Origin of the sequence: Falsirhodobacter sp. 20TX0035, assembly GCF_028307215.1 — a bacterium.
Classification (GTDB): Bacteria; Pseudomonadota; Alphaproteobacteria; order Rhodobacterales; family Rhodobacteraceae; genus Falsirhodobacter.
Genome location: NZ_JAQMHV010000016.1, coordinates 22,049 through 37,868 on the forward strand (window position 1 = coordinate 22,049; position 15,820 = coordinate 37,868).

Sequence of the window (15,820 nt, forward strand, 5' to 3'; positions counted from 1 at the left end):
GTTTTCAGGCCCGGCGCAGGTCGGGCAGGATCTGGTTTTCCATCAAGGCCGTCAGGTCGCCGAAATACCCCTCGCTCCGGGCCGGGCGCGTCGGGTCCGAAGTGATGACGACGCTGGCCTTCTCCTCGGGGAAGAGGGCGATGATCTGGCCGCCATATCCCCGCGCCAGCGCCATGGGCGTTCCGGCCAGCCGCCCCAGGAACCAGCCATAGCCGTAGTCGAAGCCGGAAAACGGCGACCGCGTGCGGGGCGTCAGGGAGGCGCGCATCCAGTCCTCGGACAGCACGTCGCGGCCGCCCGTGCGCGCCATCTCGGCGAATTGCAGCATGGCGCGGGGGGACAGCGCCATCTCGTTCCCGCCAAGGTAGAAGCCCTGCGGATCGCGGGTCCAGGCCGGGATCTCGATGTCCAGCGGCGCGCCGATCCAGTCGCGCATGACCTGCAGCAGCGTGGCGTCGGCCCGCCGCGCGATCACCGCGCCCAGGATGTGGAACGATCCGGTGGAATAGAGCATTCGGGCCCCCGGCTCCGCCTCGAACGGGCGGGACAGGGCGAAGGACAGCCAGTTGCGGCTGGACACCCATGCGCCGTAGTTCGGGCCGGAGGTGCGCTGCAGCCCGGCCTGCATGGTCACCAGATCCTCCACCGTGATGCCGCCTGTGCGCGGATCGGCGGAGGACGGGATCAGGTCGGGAATGACCTCGGCCAGCGTGGTGTCGAGGGTGAGGAGGCCGCGACCGATCGCCGCTCCCGTGGCGGCGGCGACCAGCGTCTTCGACACGGACTTGACGTTGACGGGCTGGCGGGTAGGCGGGCCGCGGAACGCTTCCTCCAGCAGGACCTGCCCGTCGCGGGCCACGATCAGGCTGTTCAGCTGGTTCATTCCGGCCGCCACGCGCCGGGTTTCGGCAAAGGCGCCTTGTGCGCGTACGGGCAGGGCGAGTGCGCAGCCGATCGCGGCCAGCAGGATGCGTCGGTGCATGAAGCCTCGGATAAATCGGGACAAAGGGAAGCGGTCTCTGGACTATGCCTCCTCGCGCCATAAGGTTGCATCACGCATTGGTGAGGCAGCAACGTATGATACGCAGCTTGGCAGGATCGGGACGACGGCTGGTAGCCATGGCGCTGATGATGGCGCTGGCCGGATGCGCGGGCCGTCAATCGGCCCTGTCCCCTGCGGGCGAGGATGCGAGCTGGCTGCACGACCTGTGGATCGTGATGCTGGTGGGGGCCGTGATCCTGTGGACGGCGCTGAACGGCCTGTTCTTCTTCGTGACACGCGTCCGCCCCAACGACTGGCCCGAACGGCACGCCAACCGCCTGATCATCGGAGGCGGGGTGATCTTTCCCACGGTTCTGGTGGGAACGCTTCTGGCCTACGGCCTGTCGATGATGCCGCACATGCGCGCCGATGGCGACGGGCTGGTCGTGAAGGTCCGGGCCGAAGAATGGTGGTGGCGCGTGGAATACTGGCCCGCCGGGGCCACCGCCCCCATCGTCACCGCGAACGAGATCCGGCTGCCCACGGGCCAGCGCACAGAACTGCTGCTGGACGCGAACAAGTACATCCATTCGTTCTGGGTTCCGGCGCTGGGCGGCAAGATGGACATGTTCCCGGGGCGCGAGACGCGGATGACGCTGCGGCCCGAAACGCCCGGCGTCTATCGCGGCCAATGCGCCGAGTTCTGCGGCCCGTCGCACGCGCTGATGGCGTTCGAGGCGGTGATCCTGACGCCCGGGGACTTCGCCGCATGGCTGGAGGCCGAAGCCGCCCCCGCCGCCCCGCCCGCCACCCCCGAGGCGCAGCGCGGCCAAACGCTGTTCCGCGACGAGGGCTGCGGCGCCTGCCACGCCGTGCGCGGCACCGAATTCGACGGCCTCGTCGGGCCGGACCTGACCCACCTCGCCTCGCGCCAGTCGCTGGGCGCGGGGATCATGGAGGTCACGCGCGAGGATCTGACGGATTGGATCGCCCACACGCGCGACATCAAACCCGAGGTGGCCATGCCCGCCTATGACTGGCTGGAGGCCGCAGAGCTGGCCGATCTGGCCGCCTATCTTGAGGGACTGAAATGATCGACCGGCGCCCGCAGGGCATCTACCCCCCGACCGAGGAGATGCTGGCCGAACCCGTCCCGGCCGAGGTGCAGGAGCGTCAGGCCGACAGCCTGACCAAGGTCTGGAAGACCAAGACCGGCATCCGCTACCTCATGTCGGTCAACAACTCAGAAATTGGGAAGTGGTATTCGCTGACCTGCTTCGGCTTCATGCTGCTGGCGGGAATCCTGGCGCTTCTGGTGCGGGTGCAGCTGGCCTATCCCGACATGCAGTTCCTGGACGCGGACCGGTTCAACCAGTTCTTCACCATGCACGGCACGGCGATGATGTTCCTGTTCGCCGTGCCCCTGTTCGAGGCGATGGCGATCCTTCTGCTGCCGGCCTTCCTGGGCGCGCGGGACATGCCGTTCCCGCGGCTGTCCTCGTTCGGGTACTGGTCGTTCCTGATCGGCGGCATCTTCGTGATGGGGTCGGTGCTGTTCGACGTGGCGCCGAATTCGGGCTGGTTCATGTATCCGCCGCTGGCGACGGAAGCGCCGGGGCCGGGGTCCGACATCTGGCTTCTGGGCCTGTCCTTCATCGAGGTTGCCTCCATCGCCGCCGCGGTCGAATTGATCGTGGGCGTGCTGAAGTGCCGCCCGCCGGGAATGCGCATCAACATGATGCCGCTTTACGCGTGGTACGTGCTGGTCGTGGGGGGCATGATCCTGTTCGCCTTCCCGCCCCTGATCGCGGGCGACCTGCTGTTCGAACTGGAACGCGCGCTGGACTGGCCGTTCTTCGACGCGACGCGCGGCGGCGATCCCCTGCTGTGGCAGCACCTGTTCTGGATCTTCGGCCATCCGGAAGTCTACATCGTCTTCCTGCCGTCCATCGCCATCGCGGCCATGATCGTGCCGACCGTCGCGCAGCGGCCCATCGTCGGGTATTCGTGGATCGTGCTGTCGGCCGTGGGGACGGGCTTCCTGTCCTTCGGCCTGTGGGTCCACCACATGTTCACGACGGGGCTGCCGAACATCTCGCTCGGCTTCTTCTCGGCCGCGAGCGAGGCGGTGGTGATCCCCACGGGCATCCAGATCTTCGTCTTCGTAGCGACCCTGATGGTGGGACGAGTGAAGATCAGCCTGCCCATGCTGTGGATTGCGGGGGCGCTGGCCATCTTCACCGCCGGCGGGCTGACCGGCGTCATGATCGCCATCGCGCCCTTCGACTGGCAGGTGCACGACACCTACTTCATCGTGGCGCATTTGCACTACACGCTGTTTGGCGGGATGGTGCTGCCGGTCTTCGCAGGAATCTACTACTTCCATCCCTTCTTCATGAAGACCTACCTGTCCGAGAAGGCGGGGAAGTGGGCTTTCTGGCTGATCTTCGGCGGCTTCAACCTGACCTTCCTGCCCATGCACCTGACGGGCCTGAAGGGGATGCCGCGCCGCGTCTACACCTATCCCGGCGATCTGGGGTGGAACTGGCTGAACCTGATCTCCACCGTCGGGGCGTTCATCATCGCGGTGGGCTTCCTGATCTTCCTGATCGACCTGCTGCGGCCGGGCAAGCGCAAACTGGACCACCGCAACCCTTGGCGCGCGGGCACGCTGGAATGGACCGACACTCTGACGGGCGAGGATTGGGGCGTGCGGTCCATCCCTTACATCACCTCGCGCTATCCCCTGTGGGATCAACCGAAGCTGGTGGAGCGGATGGATGCGGGCCGCTATTACCTGCCGGATGCGCCGGAAGGTCTGCGGGAAACGATGGTCACCTCCGTCATCGACGCGCGGCCGGTGCAGGTGCAGCGGGTGACGGGCGACGCCTGGGTCACCCTGTGGGCGGCGGTGTTCACGGGGGCGGCCTTCATCCTGCCGACCTTCCACATGTACAAGCCCGCCATCGTGGCCGGGGCCTTCGCCATCGTCAGCATCCTCTACTGGCTGTGGACCTCCACCGCGCGGAAGCCGGAAAAGGAGATGAAGGACGTGGGCCTCGGCCTGTCGCTGCCGACCTATGCCTCCGGCGCCTCGGCCGTGGGGTGGTGGGCGATGTGGATCACCATGCTGGGGGATTCCACGGCATTCGCCAGCCTGATCTTCGGGTTCTTCTTCTACTGGACGGCGCGGCCCGATTTCCCGCCGATGGGCGCGGACCATGCCGACGGGTGGCTGGTCGCCCTGACCACTGGCGCGATCCTTCTGTCCTGGGCCCTGACCGTGGGGGCGAGGGAGTTGAACCGCCGCGGCCACGTCAACCCGGCGCGGCTGTGCCTTGTGGCGGGGCCGGTTCTGGCGGGGGTGGCCATCTGGCTTCTGACGCTGTCGGTTCTGGGTCTGTCGCCGTCCACCCACACCTATCCCGCGACGGTCTGCGCCATCGTGATCTGGGTGGTGGCCCATGCGGGTCTGGGCATCCTGATGCAGCTCTATTGCCTTGCCGGCAGCCTGTTCGGCAAGCTGGATCCGGATCACGACGCCGACCTTTGGAACGTGACGCTGTTCTGGCACTTCCACGTCCTGACCGTTCTGGTGGCCACCGCCGTCATCGGCCTGGCCCCCCGCATCCTGTGAGGTGACGATGACCGATCCGAAGACCCAGACCGGCAGCCGGCAGGACGAGTTCGAGTTCTTCGAGGAAAGCAACGCGCTGTGGTGGATCACCCTCGCGCCGACCACTTGGGCGGTGCATTTCGTGCTGGCCTATGGCGGCACCGCCGTGTGGTGCGCCAAGTTCGGCGAAACGCAGGGCGTGACGGTCGCCCGCCTGTCGATCGCGGGTCTGACGGTGCTGGCGCTTGGGTTCATCGGCTGGCTGGGCTGGCGGTCCGTCCGCCGGTGGAAGCCGCGCCAGAACGACATGGAGGATTTGTCCCATCCCGAGGGACGCCATGAGTTCCTTGGCCATGCCGCGTTCCTTCTCTGCATCATCTCGGCCATTGGGGTGGTGTATGTGGCGATGCCCGCCCTTTTCATCACCACCTGCCGATGAAGGCGCTGGCGCTCCTGTCCCTCGTGCTGGCCTGGGCCCCGCCGTGGGAGGCGTGGCTGGGGGTGTTTCCGGCCCACATGTTGCGGCACATGATCCTTGTGGCGGTGTCGGCCCCGCTTCTGGTGCTGGCCTTTCCGGGCTTCGGTCGCGCGATGGCGGTGCCGCCGGTGCTTGCGACGGCGTTGGAATTTGCGATGATCTGGGGTTGGCACCTGCCGGCGGCGCATGGGGCGGCCTATCGCCACCTGCCGCTGTTCGTGGTCGAACAGGCCAGCTTCCTGCTGGTCGGCTGCCTGATCTGGGGGGCCTGTCTGGACCGGCGCGGCCCGGGGCAGGCGCTGGCGGGGGCGGGGGGCCTCTTGCTGACCTCGATGCACATGACGCTGCTGGGCGCGCTGATGATCCTGGCCCCGCGTGATCTTTACGCCGAATGGTGCGGCACCGTGCCGTCGGTGTCGGGCCAGCAACTGGGCGGCATGATCATGCTGGCGGTGGGTACGCCGATCTATCTGATAGGGGGGCTGTGGCGCGTGTCGCAGGTCCTGAACGACGGGAGAACCGCATGACGTTGCGTGGCATTCTGACGGTGGTGGCCGTGCTGGCCGGCCTAGGGGCAGCGGGGGGCGGGGCGGTGGTGGCCTTCGGGCTTTACAACACCTCGGCCCATAGCGGGCACTGGGCCGTCACGGAATGGGCGCTGCACACCACGTTCGAAAACGCGGTGGCACTGCGGGCGCCGGCCGAATCCGAGGTGCCCGACCTGTCGGACCCGGCGCTGATCGAACTCGGCGCCCGGCATTACGACGGCGCCTGCGCCATGTGCCATGCCTCGCCCGGAGAGATGGCGCCTGCCACCATCGCCTGGATGGAGCCGGAGCCGCCGCAGGTCGAACAGGCCGTCGAACCCTGGACCGCCGCCGAGATGCACTGGATCGTCCATGAGGGCGTGAAGATGAGCGGGATGCCCGGCTGGCCCGCCGCCGCGCGTGAGGACGAGGTGTGGGCGGTCGTGGCCTTCCTTCAGGCCGTTCAGCAGGGGATGAACGCTGACGGCTATGCCGCGCTGACCGGGGGCGAAAGCTATTGCAGCGGGTGCCATGACGGGGGCAACAGCCGCATTCCCCGGCTGGACATCCTGTCGCCCCCCTATATCGAGGAGTCGCTGCACGCCTATCGTCTGGGCACGCGGGCCAGCGGGATCATGGCGCAGGCGGCCACCGTCATGTCGCCGGATCGCTACGCCGCCTTCGCGCAGCGGGTGGGCACCACGGCCCCGCGCCCGGCGACGCCCAACCCGCCGCCGGTCGCGGCGCAAGGGCGCGGGGATGTGCCAAGCTGCCTGTCCTGCCACGGCGCCGGCAACGACAACCCCGACATTCCGACCCTGAACGGCCAGTCGCGCGATTACCTGGCGACGCAGCTTTGGTTGTGGCGCGACGGCGTGCGGGGCGGAGGGGAGCGTGCGCCCCTGATGACTGCAGCTGCGCAAGGGCTGACGGACGCCGAGATCGACATTCTGGCCGACTACTTCTCGGCCTTGCCATGACTCTGGGCAAGGCGGCTTTGTGCAGGTATGCCATTCCCAACATTCGGGGATAGGATCATATGGCCTTTTTGAAACGCTTCGGCATCGATGTTTACATGCTGCTTCTGCTGGGAACGGTGGTTCTGGGGGCGGTTCTGCCGGTGCGCGGAGTGGCGGCGGACGGTCTGGGCTATGTCACCTGGGCGGCGGTGGCCCTTCTGTTCTTCCTGTACGGCGTCCGGATGAACGCGGCCGAGGTCTGGGCCGGCCTGACCAACTGGCGCCTGCAGGGCACCAGCTTCGTCGCGACATTTGCCTTGTTTCCGGTTCTGGGTGTCATCATCGCGGCGGTGATGCGGCCGGTTCTGGGCGATCAGCTGGCCGTGGGCATCCTGTTCCTGTCGGTGCTGCCCTCCACCATCAACTCTTCCATCGCGTTCACGGGCATGGCGGGCGGGAACGTGTCGGGGGCGATCTGCTCGGCTTCGCTCTCGAACCTGATCGGGGTGGTGCTGACGCCGGCGCTGGCGGCGGTCGTGCTGCATCAGGGCGGTGGGATTGTCACCGCCGAAGGGGTGCTGAAGATCGCGATGCAGATTCTGCTGCCCTTCGTGGTCGGGCAGTTGCTGCGCCGGTGGCTGGGAGCGTTCGTACGCCGCCACAAGGTGCTGACGATGGTGGTCGATCGTGGGTCGATCCTGCTGATCGTCTATTCGGCCTTCAGTGCGGGGACCGTGGCGGGCATCTGGCACCTGATCCCGGCGGAAACGCTGGTGATCCTGTTCGTCGTGATCGGCGTCTTCCTGGCCGTCGCCATGGGGGCGGTGATGTGGATGGGGCGGCTGGCGCGGCTGAAGACGCCGGACCGCGCCGCGCTATTCTTCTGCGGATCGACCAAGAGCCTGGCCAGCGGCCTGCCCATCGCGGCGGCGCTGTTCCCGGCCGACGTGATCGGGACGACCATCCTGCCGGTGATGATGTTCCACATGACGCAGCTTCTGGTCTGCGCCGTGATCGCGCAGCGCATGGCCCAGCGGCAGGCCGTCCCGGCCTAGTGGTGGACGGGGGGGTCGTCCTCTTCGGGCGGCTCATCCTCGGTCGCGGGGATGGCGTAGCTGCCGTTCAGCCACTTCGCCAGATCCACGTCCGCACAGCGTTTCGAACAGAAGGGGCGGTAGGCGGGATCCGCCGGCCGTCCGCAGATCGGGCACTTCATGCCAGCGCCTCGGTCAGGGGAAGGCGGTCGCGCTTGCGCACGATCTCGTACAAGCCCATGGCGGTCCAACCGACAAGGCTGGTTTCCGAAGGTTCGGCCTTGAACGCGGCGCGCAGGACCTGATCCAGCGTCGCGCGGTCCTTTTTCGACATGGGCGCGAAATCGACCACAATCTGCCCGCCAAGGCCGCGCAGGCGCAACTGCCGCGGCAGGTCGCGGGCCACGGCCACGTTGGCCTTCATCCCCGCGGCGGGGGAGGTGTCGGGCCCGGTGTTCACATCCACCGCCACAAGGGCGCGCGTGGTCTCGATCACCATGGACCCGCCGGCCGCCAGCGGCACGGTCGCGTCCAGTACGGCGTCGATCATCTCCAGCACACCGTGTTCGGCAAAGGCGCCTTCGGTCACCTCGTCGGGTTCCTCGTCGCTCCAGTCGCGCCAGGCGGCCTCGTGGGGGGAGGGGCCGTCGACCAGCAGTTCGGGGTCGCCGTTCACGTCGGCCAGAACCGCCTCGGCCAGCGCACGGGTGGCGGCGATGTCCTCGGCGATCGCCTCATCCCCGGCATGTTCGCAGGCCGATCGCAGGATGAGGCCGTCCTCGGAGCCCGCCATGCCGGCCAAGGCCAGCGCGGTCAGCTCCTCGCGCAGCGCCTCGTCCCGGATGCGGCGCGAGACGTTGAGGCCGGGCGCGCCGGGCGTCACGATGCAGAAGCGGCTCTTGAACAGAAGGCGGGTGGTGACGGGAATCGCCTTGCCAGCCTCGGCCGTGCCGGACACCTGCACCAGAACGCGCTGGCCGGGGGCCAGGCCCGACGCCTGCCGCAGGAAGCCCGAACCGTCGGGAAGGCGGACGAAGACGCCGCCCTGACCCTTCACCGGCCGGTCCACGATGGCACGGAAGATCGCGCCGGGCAGGATCGTATCCTCGGCCGGGGCGATCAGCAGGTCCTGAAGCTGACCGTCAACGACCAGCGCCGCGGCCTCGTGGCCCCGGACCTGATCCAGATGGATGACGCGACCGATCATGCGGATCTCCAGACAGGCCAGCCCGCGGCAGCCAGAAGCTGTGCGGTTTCGGCCAAGGGTAGGCCGACGATGCCGGTGAACGAACCCTCGATCCACGGAATGAACGCCCCGGCGGCGCCCTGGATGCCGTAGCCGCCCGCCTTGCCCTGCCAGTCGCCGGAATCAAGGTAGGCGTTCAGTTCGACGTCCGACAGGCGCTTCATCTTGGCCTGGCTCACGACCTCGCGCGTCCAGACGCGATCGCCGCGCCGCACGACGACGGCGGTGATGATCTGGTGGCGGCGTCCGCCCAGCGCGATCAGGAACTGCGCGGCCTCGGCCTTGTCGGCGGGCTTGCCCAGGATGCGGCGCCCCAGCGCGACGGTGGTGTCGGCGCACAGGACGACATCCTCGGCCCCGGCCACGATCGCCTCGGCCTTGGCCTTGGCGATCCGCGCGCAATAGGGGCGGGGCAGCTCGCCCTTCAGGGGCGTCTCGTCGATGTCGGGCGGGGTAATGGCGTCCGGCGTGACACCAAGCTGCGCCAGCAGCTCTTTCCGCCGCGGGCTGGCCGAGCCGAGGATCAGGCGCATCGGGCCTTACTTGAACCGGTAGTTGATGCGACCCTTAGACAGGTCGTAGGGGGTCATCTCGACCTGAACCTTGTCACCCGCCAGAACCCGGATCCGGTTCTTGCGCATCTTGCCTGCCATCGTCGCGATCAGTTCATGGCCATTGTCGAGTTCGACCTTGAATGTCGCGTTGGGCAGCAGTTCCTTAACGACACCCGGGAACTCGAGAATGTCTTCCTTGGCCATGCTGTCTCCGAAAAAGAATTGCGCCCCGCAAAACGCGGGGCTTGCGCGGTTAGATGCGCCCGAGAATCATTTTTTTCAAGAGGGAAAGCGATTCGGAGGCGAACGAGGCATGACAGCGCAGATCCACGAGGCGGCCTGCCACTGCCGATCCGTCCGTTTCCGCGTGACGCTGGAGGGTGGTTTTTCCAGCGCCCGGCGGTGCGACTGTTCGCTGTGCCGGATGCGTGGGGCGGTGGTCGTGTCCACCCGGCTGGACGGGATCGAGTTTCTGGAGGGCGAGGATCTCCTGACGCTTTACCGGTTCAACACGGGCGCGGCGAGGCACTGGTTCTGTTCGCGCTGCGGCATCTACACCCACCACCAGCGCCGGTCGTCACCCGAGGAGTTCGGAGTGAACATCGCCTGTCTGGAGGGCGTCAGCCCGTTCGACGTCGCAACGGTGCCGGTCATGGACGGCGTGAACCACCCCTCCGACGGCCACAGCACCGGCCGGGTCGGAACGCTCGTGTTTCAGCGGGACTGAGGCTCGCCGAAGCGGGTCAGGATGCGGCTGCGGATCTGGTCGCGGGTCCGGCGATAGGCGTCCAGCCGCGCGTCGCGCGTTTCACCCTGCGCGGCGGGGTCGGGGATCGGCCAGTATTCCACGTCCACGGGATGGGCGGTGGCCAGGCGCTGCGCCACGGCGTGGCTGGCGGGCGACAGGGCGATGATCAGGTCGAAGCCCGAGATCTCCTCCCCCCAGTCGCGCATGTCTTCGAACGAGCGGGCGCGGTGGCGGTCCAGCTCCACGCCGATCTCGTGGCAGACGGCGACGGAAAAGCCGTCAATGTCCACATCGTTGCGCACCCCGGCGGACTGGACGTAGCTGCTGGTGCCATAAAGCTGCTTCATCAACCCTTCGGCCATGGGGGACCGGATGGTGTTGTGGTCGCAGCAGAACAGGATGGCGGTCGGGAACCCGGTCATCGTTGCATCGCGCAGACAAGGGTGAACAGGCGGCGCGCGGTGTCCAGATCGACGGCGGCCTTGCCGTCCAGCCGTTCCTGCAACAGGCGCGCGCCTTCGTTGTGGATGCCGCGGCGGGCCATGTCGATCGCCTCGATCCGGTGGGGGGGCATCTGGCCCTGCGCCTCGGCCAGCGCGTTGCAGATCTGGGTGTAGTCCTTCAGGATCTGCCGGAACGGGCCAAGCGACAGGTGGAATTCGCGGGCCGCGGCGGGAGCCGTCACGCCAAAGGCGATGCGCCGGTCCACCATGGCCAGCCGCAGGCGGTAGGGGCCTTCCAGGTCGGGCAGGGTGAAGGCGTTGTCCTGCAGCAGGTCGGCCATGGCGATGCGCGAATCGTCGTTCGCCGCGGCCTCGATCTCCACATGCGACAGGCGAGTCATCGGTTCAGCCGATCCAGCCGGGCGCGCACGGACAGGCCGTGCGCCTCCAAGCTTTCGGAGATGGCCAGACGTTCGGCCGCGGGGCCGATGGCGGCCAGCGCTTCGGGCGTCATGCGGGCAAGCGTGGTGCGCTTCAGGAAGTCCATCACCGATAGGCCCGAGGAGAAGCGGGCCGAACGCGCCGTCGGCAAAACGTGGTTCGGGCCGCCGACATAGTCGCCGATGGCCTCGGGCGTCCAGGCGCCCAGGAAGATCGCGCCGGCATGGGTGATGCGGTCGGCCAGCCCTTCGGGGTCGGCCACGCACAGTTCCAGATGTTCGGGGGCCACGCGGTTCGACAGGGCGGCCGCCTGGTCCAGATCGTCAGTCACGATGACGGCGCCGAACTCCTCCCAGCTCTTGCGGGCGATGGCGCGGCGTTCCAGCGTGTGCAGGCGCGCCTCCACCGCGGCGGCCACGGCGCGGCCGAAGGCGGCGTCATCCGTGATCAGGATGGACTGGGCGCTTTCGTCATGCTCGGCCTGGCTCAGCAGGTCCAGCGCGATCCAGTCGGGGTCGTTGTCGGCGTCGGCGATCACCAGGATCTCGGACGGGCCGGCGATCATGTCGATGCCGACCTTGCCGAAGACGCGCCGTTTCGCCGCGGCGACAAAGGCGTTGCCGGGGCCGGTGATCTTGTCGACCGGGCGGATCGTGTCGGTGCCATAGGCCAGCGCCGCGATCGCCTGCGCGCCCCCGATGCGGTAGACCGCATCCACCCCGGCAATGGAGGCGGCCAGCAGCACCAGCGGGTTCACCACGCCGCCGGGGGTGGGGCAGGTGACGACCAGCCGCTCCACCCCCGCCACCTTGGCCGGGATCGCGTTCATCAGGACCGAGGAGGGATAGCTCGCAAGCCCGCCGGGCACGTAAAGCCCCGCCGCCGACACCGGCGTCCAGCGCCAGCCAAGCGAGGCGCCGGACGCGTCCGTCCAGCGCTGATCTTCGGGCATCTGACGTTCGTGATAGGCGCGGATGCGGTCGGCGGCCAGTTCCAGCGCCGTCCGATCCTCGGGCGAGACCTTGGCGATCTCGGCCTCGATCTCCTCGGGTGTGAAGGCCAGCGTTTCGGGCGTCAGGTCCAGCCGGTCGAAGCGCGAGGTCAGTTCGATCACCGCCGCGTCGCCCCGGGCGCGCACGTCGGCGATGATGTCGGCCACGGCGGCGTCCACGTCCGGGCTGTCTTCACGCTTCATGCCCAGAAGGGCGGTGAAGGCCGGCTCGAAATCGACATCGCGGGTGGACAGGAACTGGGGCATCGCGGTCTCCTTTCCCTGACGCATAGCAAGGGGGCCGCGCCCCCTCAAGGCTCAGCGCCGGATCAGGCGGGCGGCACCATACAGCGTGTCGGTCCGGATCTCGGTCACGCGCATCATGTCGCCGGCGGGCTTGTAGGTCATCATGAAGGGAAAGACGCGCTTTTCCGCCATCTCCTTTTCGGAATAACCGGCGATGCGCCGGAACTCTCCGTTGCACGTCGTGGTGCCGTTCTGGCGGCGGGGGGCCGAGAAAGCGACCTCGGTCGCGCGCCGGCCGTCGAAAAGGCGCAGCGACCGGCCGCATTCCTGACCGGCCGGCACGTCGCGCAGCGCGGCGTAAAGCGCAGTCAGCGTGTCCACCGTGCCGCCTTGGGTCGCGGGGTTCACGTCATCCTCGTCGGGTTTGCGGGGCGGGTCGTAGGCCTTCACCTGCGGCACGCCCGACCGGTATTCCATCGTGGCGCTGCGGGTGCGGCCGTTGTTGTCGGACCGTTCGGAATAGGCGGAGGGCACGAAGCGGTCCCCTACCACGCGCCCCTGCGCCGAAGCGTCATAGCGGATGCTGCGCAGGATGCCGACCAGCCCGCCGCTTTGCAGCGACCCGCTGACGGCATAGCGGTTGCCCGTCACCTCGCCGTTGATCTGGAGCGTTCCGGCGCTGACCCCGCGGATCGTCAGGCCGTAGACGGCGGTTTCGGCCTGTGCGGGCAGGGCCAGCAGCAGGGGGGTCAGAAGGGCGAGGATCTTCAGCATGGCATGTCCTTTCGGCGTTCCGCCCTATATATGGCGCATCCGCGTTCCGGCCATGTCGCTTGCCGCTTGACGGCGGAAGGCTTTGCGCTTAAGGACGCCCAACGGATTTTCGGCGCGCTGCCTTTTGGCGGTGCCCATCATGTTTGAAGGATAACATCATGTCGCGCGTCTGCGAATTGAGCGGTAAGGGCCCGATGACGGGCAACAAGATCTCCCACGCCAACAACAAGACCCGTCGGCGCTTTCTGCCGAACCTGAACGACGTCACCCTGATCTCGGACGTTCTGGGTCAGTCGTTCAAGTTCCGCATCTCGGCCGCCGCCCTGCGCACCGTTGATCACCGCGGTGGTCTGGACGCCTTCCTGGCCAAAGCCAAGGACGAGGAACTGTCGGTCAACGCGCTGAAGATCAAGAAAGACATCGCGAAAGCTCAGGCAACCGCCTGATCCCGCGTCGATATCCGAAAAGATCGGGCCTCGCCATCGGCGGGGCCTTTGCTTTTGGCGCGGCCTTAACGGCACTGCGCCTGCGCGGTTTCGCCAAAGCGGCTGTAGCGTTTCCAGAAAGCGTTGTCGGCGCTGGTGCGCGACAGGCGGACGGCCTGCGCCCGCTCCGGATCACCAAAGAGGGATGCCGCGCGCCGCTGTTCGCTGCCGTTCAGCGTTGCGTCCGCCGCCCGCTGGATGCAGGTGCAGGTGGACGACCGGGAGGCCCCCCGGTCGGTATCGAGGCAGGCGCGCTTCACCGGACCGGATCCGGCGCAGGCGGCAAGGCTCGCGGCCATGACAATGGCAAGGGAAAGCTTCTTCATTCATCTGCCTCGTTCGGATGGGGCGGTCTGGTGCCGCCTGACGGTATTGCGGCAGGAGTATGGGGCGGTGCCGGGATTCTTCAACCGACGCCGAAACGCTCGCGCGGATGTGACGCGATGCGAAGGCCATTGACCGGCCTTTGTTTCATGGTCATATGCGCGCCATGACCCAGCTTGATCGCATCCGCAACTTCTCCATCGTGGCGCATATCGACCACGGCAAATCCACCCTCGCAGATCGGCTGATCCAGCTGACGGGGACGGTGGCCGAACGCGACATGAAGGCCCAGATGCTGGACAGCATGGACATCGAGCGTGAGCGGGGCATCACCATCAAGGCCAACACCGTGCGGATCGAGTATCCGGCGAAGGACGGTCACACCTATATCCTGAACCTGATCGACACCCCCGGCCACGTCGACTTCGCCTATGAGGTGTCGCGGTCGATGCGCGCCGTCGAAGGCTCGCTTCTGGTCGTGGACGCGTCGCAGGGCGTGGAAGCGCAGACGCTGGCCAACGTGTACCAAGCGATCGACGCAGGGCACGACATCGTGCCGGTGCTGAACAAGATCGACCTGCCCGCCGCCGAACCCGACCGCGTGAAGGCGCAGATCGAGGATGTGATCGGCATCGACGCCTCGGACGCAATCCCGATTTCGGCGAAATCCGGTATGGGCATTCCGGAGGTGCTGGAGGCGATCGTGACGCGTCTTCCGGCGCCGAAGGGTGAACGCGACGCGCCGTTGAAGGCGATGCTGGTCGATTCGTGGTACGACCCCTATCTGGGCGTGGTCGTCATGATCCGCGTGATGGACGGCGTCATCCGCAAGGGCGACCGCGTGAAGATGATGCAGACGGGCGCCGTCTATGGCATCGACAAGCTGGCCGTGCTGAAGCCAGCGATGGTCGACATCGCCGAGCTTGGACCGGGCGAGATCGGCGTTCTGACCGCCTCTATCAAGCAGGTGCGCGACACGCGGGTGGGGGACACCATCACGCATGAACGCAAGGGCACCGACACGGCGCTGCCGGGCTTCAAGCCGGCGCAGCCCGTGGTGTTCTGCGGCCTGTTCCCGGTGGACGCCAACGATTTCGAGGATCTGCGCGACGCGATCGAGAAGCTGGCGCTGAACGACGCCTCCTTCAGCTACGAGATGGAAACCTCGGCCGCGCTGGGCTTCGGCTTCCGCTGCGGCTTCCTTGGGCTGCTGCATCTTGAGGTGATCCGCGACCGTCTGGAACGTGAATACGACATGGACCTGATCACCACCGCGCCGTCGGTGGTCTTCAAGCTGTTCATGAAGGACGGGGAAGTGCGCGAGCTGCACAACCCCGCCGACATGCCCGACCTGACCTATGTCGACCATATCGAGGAGCCGCGCATCAAGGCCACGATCATGGTGCCGGACGACTATCTGGGCGACATCCTGAAGCTGTGCCAGGACCGTCGCGGCATCCAGCTGGACCTGTCCTATGCCGGATCGCGCGCGATGGTCGTCTATGACCTGCCGCTGGCCGAGGTGGTGTTCGACTTCTACGACCGGCTGAAGTCGGTGACGAAGGGCTACGCCTCCTTCGACTACCAGATCTCGGAATACCGGGAGGATCATCTGGTGAAGATGTCCATCCTCGTGAATGACGAACCCGTGGACGCGCTGTCCATCATGGTGCACCGCGACCGTGCGGAGTCGCGCGGCCGGGCCATGGTGGAGAAGCTGAAGGATCTGATCCCGCGGCACATGTTCAAGATTCCGATCCAGGCCGCGATCGGCGGGCGGGTCATCGCGCGGGAAACGCTGTCGGCGATGCGCAAGGACGTGACGGCCAAATGCTATGGCGGCGACGCCACCCGGAAGAAGAAGCTTCTGGAAAAGCAGAAGGCCGGCAAGAAGAAGATGCGCCAGTTCGGCAAGGTGGAGATTCCGCAGGAAGCCTTCATCAGCGCCCTGAAGATGGACAACTGAAAACGG

General features: G+C 67.1%; 19 protein-coding genes. 9 read left to right on the forward strand and 10 right to left on the reverse strand.

Annotation, left to right across the window (positions count from 1 at the left end; genetic code table 11):
- Positions 1-4 precede the first annotated feature (4 nt).
- Positions 5-982, reverse strand: a complete 978-nt coding sequence (locus tag PIJ50_RS14440; protein WP_271976181.1) for a serine hydrolase domain-containing protein — start codon at positions 980-982, stop codon at positions 5-7.
- Positions 983-1,119: 137 nt separating this feature from the next.
- Between PIJ50_RS14440 and PIJ50_RS14445 the strand changes: the two genes are divergently transcribed.
- From PIJ50_RS14445 to PIJ50_RS14470, 6 genes are read left to right on the forward strand one after another with little or no spacing between them, the layout of a single operon-like run.
- The gene (locus PIJ50_RS14445; protein ID WP_271976183.1) at positions 1,120-2,076 is read left to right on the forward strand and encodes a cytochrome c oxidase subunit II; all 957 of its coding nucleotides are present in this window, start codon (positions 1,120-1,122) and stop codon (positions 2,074-2,076) included.
- Complete coding sequence (locus PIJ50_RS14450) at positions 2,073-4,619, forward strand: cbb3-type cytochrome c oxidase subunit I (protein ID WP_271976184.1); 2,547 nt, start codon at positions 2,073-2,075, stop codon at positions 4,617-4,619. The genes PIJ50_RS14445 and PIJ50_RS14450 overlap by 4 nt, the downstream gene beginning before the upstream one ends.
- A 7-nt stretch (positions 4,620-4,626) precedes the next feature.
- Positions 4,627-5,037: a hypothetical protein gene (locus PIJ50_RS14455; protein WP_271976186.1), complete on the forward strand. Its 411-nt coding sequence runs from the start codon at positions 4,627-4,629 to the stop codon at positions 5,035-5,037.
- Positions 5,034-5,603: a cytochrome c oxidase assembly protein gene (locus PIJ50_RS14460; RefSeq protein ID WP_271976188.1), complete on the forward strand. Its 570-nt coding sequence runs from the start codon at positions 5,034-5,036 to the stop codon at positions 5,601-5,603. Before PIJ50_RS14455 ends, PIJ50_RS14460 begins: the two co-directional genes overlap by 4 nt.
- Complete coding sequence (locus tag PIJ50_RS14465) at positions 5,600-6,583, forward strand: c-type cytochrome (RefSeq protein ID WP_442900746.1); 984 nt, start codon at positions 5,600-5,602, stop codon at positions 6,581-6,583. The genes PIJ50_RS14460 and PIJ50_RS14465 overlap by 4 nt, the downstream gene beginning before the upstream one ends.
- A gap of 59 nt (positions 6,584-6,642) precedes the next feature.
- Entirely contained in the window at positions 6,643-7,617 is a 975-nt protein-coding gene (locus tag PIJ50_RS14470; RefSeq protein ID WP_271976189.1) for a bile acid:sodium symporter family protein, read from the forward strand.
- Here PIJ50_RS14470 and PIJ50_RS14475 read toward each other — a convergent pair.
- The 4 genes from PIJ50_RS14475 to infA are packed head-to-tail and all read right to left on the reverse strand — an operon-like array spanning position 7,614 to position 9,600.
- Positions 7,614-7,778 carry a DNA gyrase inhibitor YacG gene (locus PIJ50_RS14475; RefSeq protein WP_271976190.1) on the reverse strand — a complete coding sequence of 55 codons (165 nt, stop codon included), beginning with the start codon at positions 7,776-7,778 and terminating at the stop codon, positions 7,614-7,616. The two genes, PIJ50_RS14470 and PIJ50_RS14475, sit on opposite strands and share 4 nt — an antisense overlap.
- Positions 7,775-8,803 carry a ribonuclease E/G gene (locus tag PIJ50_RS14480; protein WP_271976191.1) on the reverse strand — a complete coding sequence of 343 codons (1,029 nt, stop codon included), beginning with the start codon at positions 8,801-8,803 and terminating at the stop codon, positions 7,775-7,777. The genes PIJ50_RS14475 and PIJ50_RS14480 overlap by 4 nt, the downstream gene beginning before the upstream one ends.
- Positions 8,800-9,375, reverse strand: a complete 576-nt coding sequence (locus tag PIJ50_RS14485) for a Maf family protein (RefSeq protein WP_271976193.1) — start codon at positions 9,373-9,375, stop codon at positions 8,800-8,802. The genes PIJ50_RS14480 and PIJ50_RS14485 overlap by 4 nt, the downstream gene beginning before the upstream one ends.
- A 6-nt stretch (positions 9,376-9,381) precedes the next feature.
- Positions 9,382-9,600, reverse strand: a complete 219-nt coding sequence (gene infA / locus PIJ50_RS14490) for a translation initiation factor IF-1 (RefSeq protein ID WP_045389309.1) — start codon at positions 9,598-9,600, stop codon at positions 9,382-9,384.
- Positions 9,601-9,709: 109 nt separating this feature from the next.
- Between infA and PIJ50_RS14495 the strand changes: the two genes are divergently transcribed.
- A complete protein-coding gene (locus PIJ50_RS14495; RefSeq protein WP_271976196.1) occupies positions 9,710-10,123 on the forward strand; it encodes a GFA family protein in 414 nt (137 codons plus the stop codon).
- On the opposite strand, the gene PIJ50_RS14500 is transcribed toward PIJ50_RS14495, so the two are convergent.
- The 4 genes from PIJ50_RS14500 to PIJ50_RS14515 are packed head-to-tail and all read right to left on the reverse strand — an operon-like array spanning position 10,111 to position 13,039.
- Complete coding sequence (locus PIJ50_RS14500; RefSeq protein WP_271976197.1) at positions 10,111-10,566, reverse strand: arsenate-mycothiol transferase ArsC; 456 nt, start codon at positions 10,564-10,566, stop codon at positions 10,111-10,113. The two genes, PIJ50_RS14495 and PIJ50_RS14500, sit on opposite strands and share 13 nt — an antisense overlap.
- Positions 10,563-10,988 (reverse strand): UPF0262 family protein, encoded by a 426-nt coding sequence (locus tag PIJ50_RS14505; RefSeq protein WP_271976199.1) that lies wholly within the window; start codon positions 10,986-10,988, stop codon positions 10,563-10,565. Before PIJ50_RS14505 ends, PIJ50_RS14500 begins: the two co-directional genes overlap by 4 nt.
- A complete protein-coding gene (gene hisD / locus PIJ50_RS14510) occupies positions 10,985-12,286 on the reverse strand; it encodes a histidinol dehydrogenase (protein WP_271976201.1) in 1,302 nt (433 codons plus the stop codon). The genes PIJ50_RS14505 and hisD overlap by 4 nt, the downstream gene beginning before the upstream one ends.
- A 51-nt stretch (positions 12,287-12,337) precedes the next feature.
- Positions 12,338-13,039 (reverse strand): DUF3108 domain-containing protein, encoded by a 702-nt coding sequence (locus PIJ50_RS14515; protein ID WP_271976202.1) that lies wholly within the window; start codon positions 13,037-13,039, stop codon positions 12,338-12,340.
- A gap of 158 nt (positions 13,040-13,197) precedes the next feature.
- Between PIJ50_RS14515 and rpmB the strand changes: the two genes are divergently transcribed.
- Positions 13,198-13,485 (forward strand): 50S ribosomal protein L28, encoded by a 288-nt coding sequence (gene rpmB / locus PIJ50_RS14520; RefSeq protein ID WP_271976203.1) that lies wholly within the window; start codon positions 13,198-13,200, stop codon positions 13,483-13,485.
- A gap of 65 nt (positions 13,486-13,550) precedes the next feature.
- Here rpmB and PIJ50_RS14525 read toward each other — a convergent pair whose 3' ends face one another.
- Positions 13,551-13,850, reverse strand: coding sequence for a hypothetical protein (locus PIJ50_RS14525; protein WP_271976204.1), 300 nt, complete (start codon positions 13,848-13,850; stop codon positions 13,551-13,553).
- Positions 13,851-14,014: 164 nt separating this feature from the next.
- Here PIJ50_RS14525 and lepA point away from each other — a divergent pair, with 164 nt between their 5' ends.
- Positions 14,015-15,814 (forward strand): translation elongation factor 4, encoded by a 1,800-nt coding sequence (gene lepA, locus PIJ50_RS14530; RefSeq protein ID WP_271976205.1) that lies wholly within the window; start codon positions 14,015-14,017, stop codon positions 15,812-15,814.
- Positions 15,815-15,820: the final 6 nt, after the last annotated feature.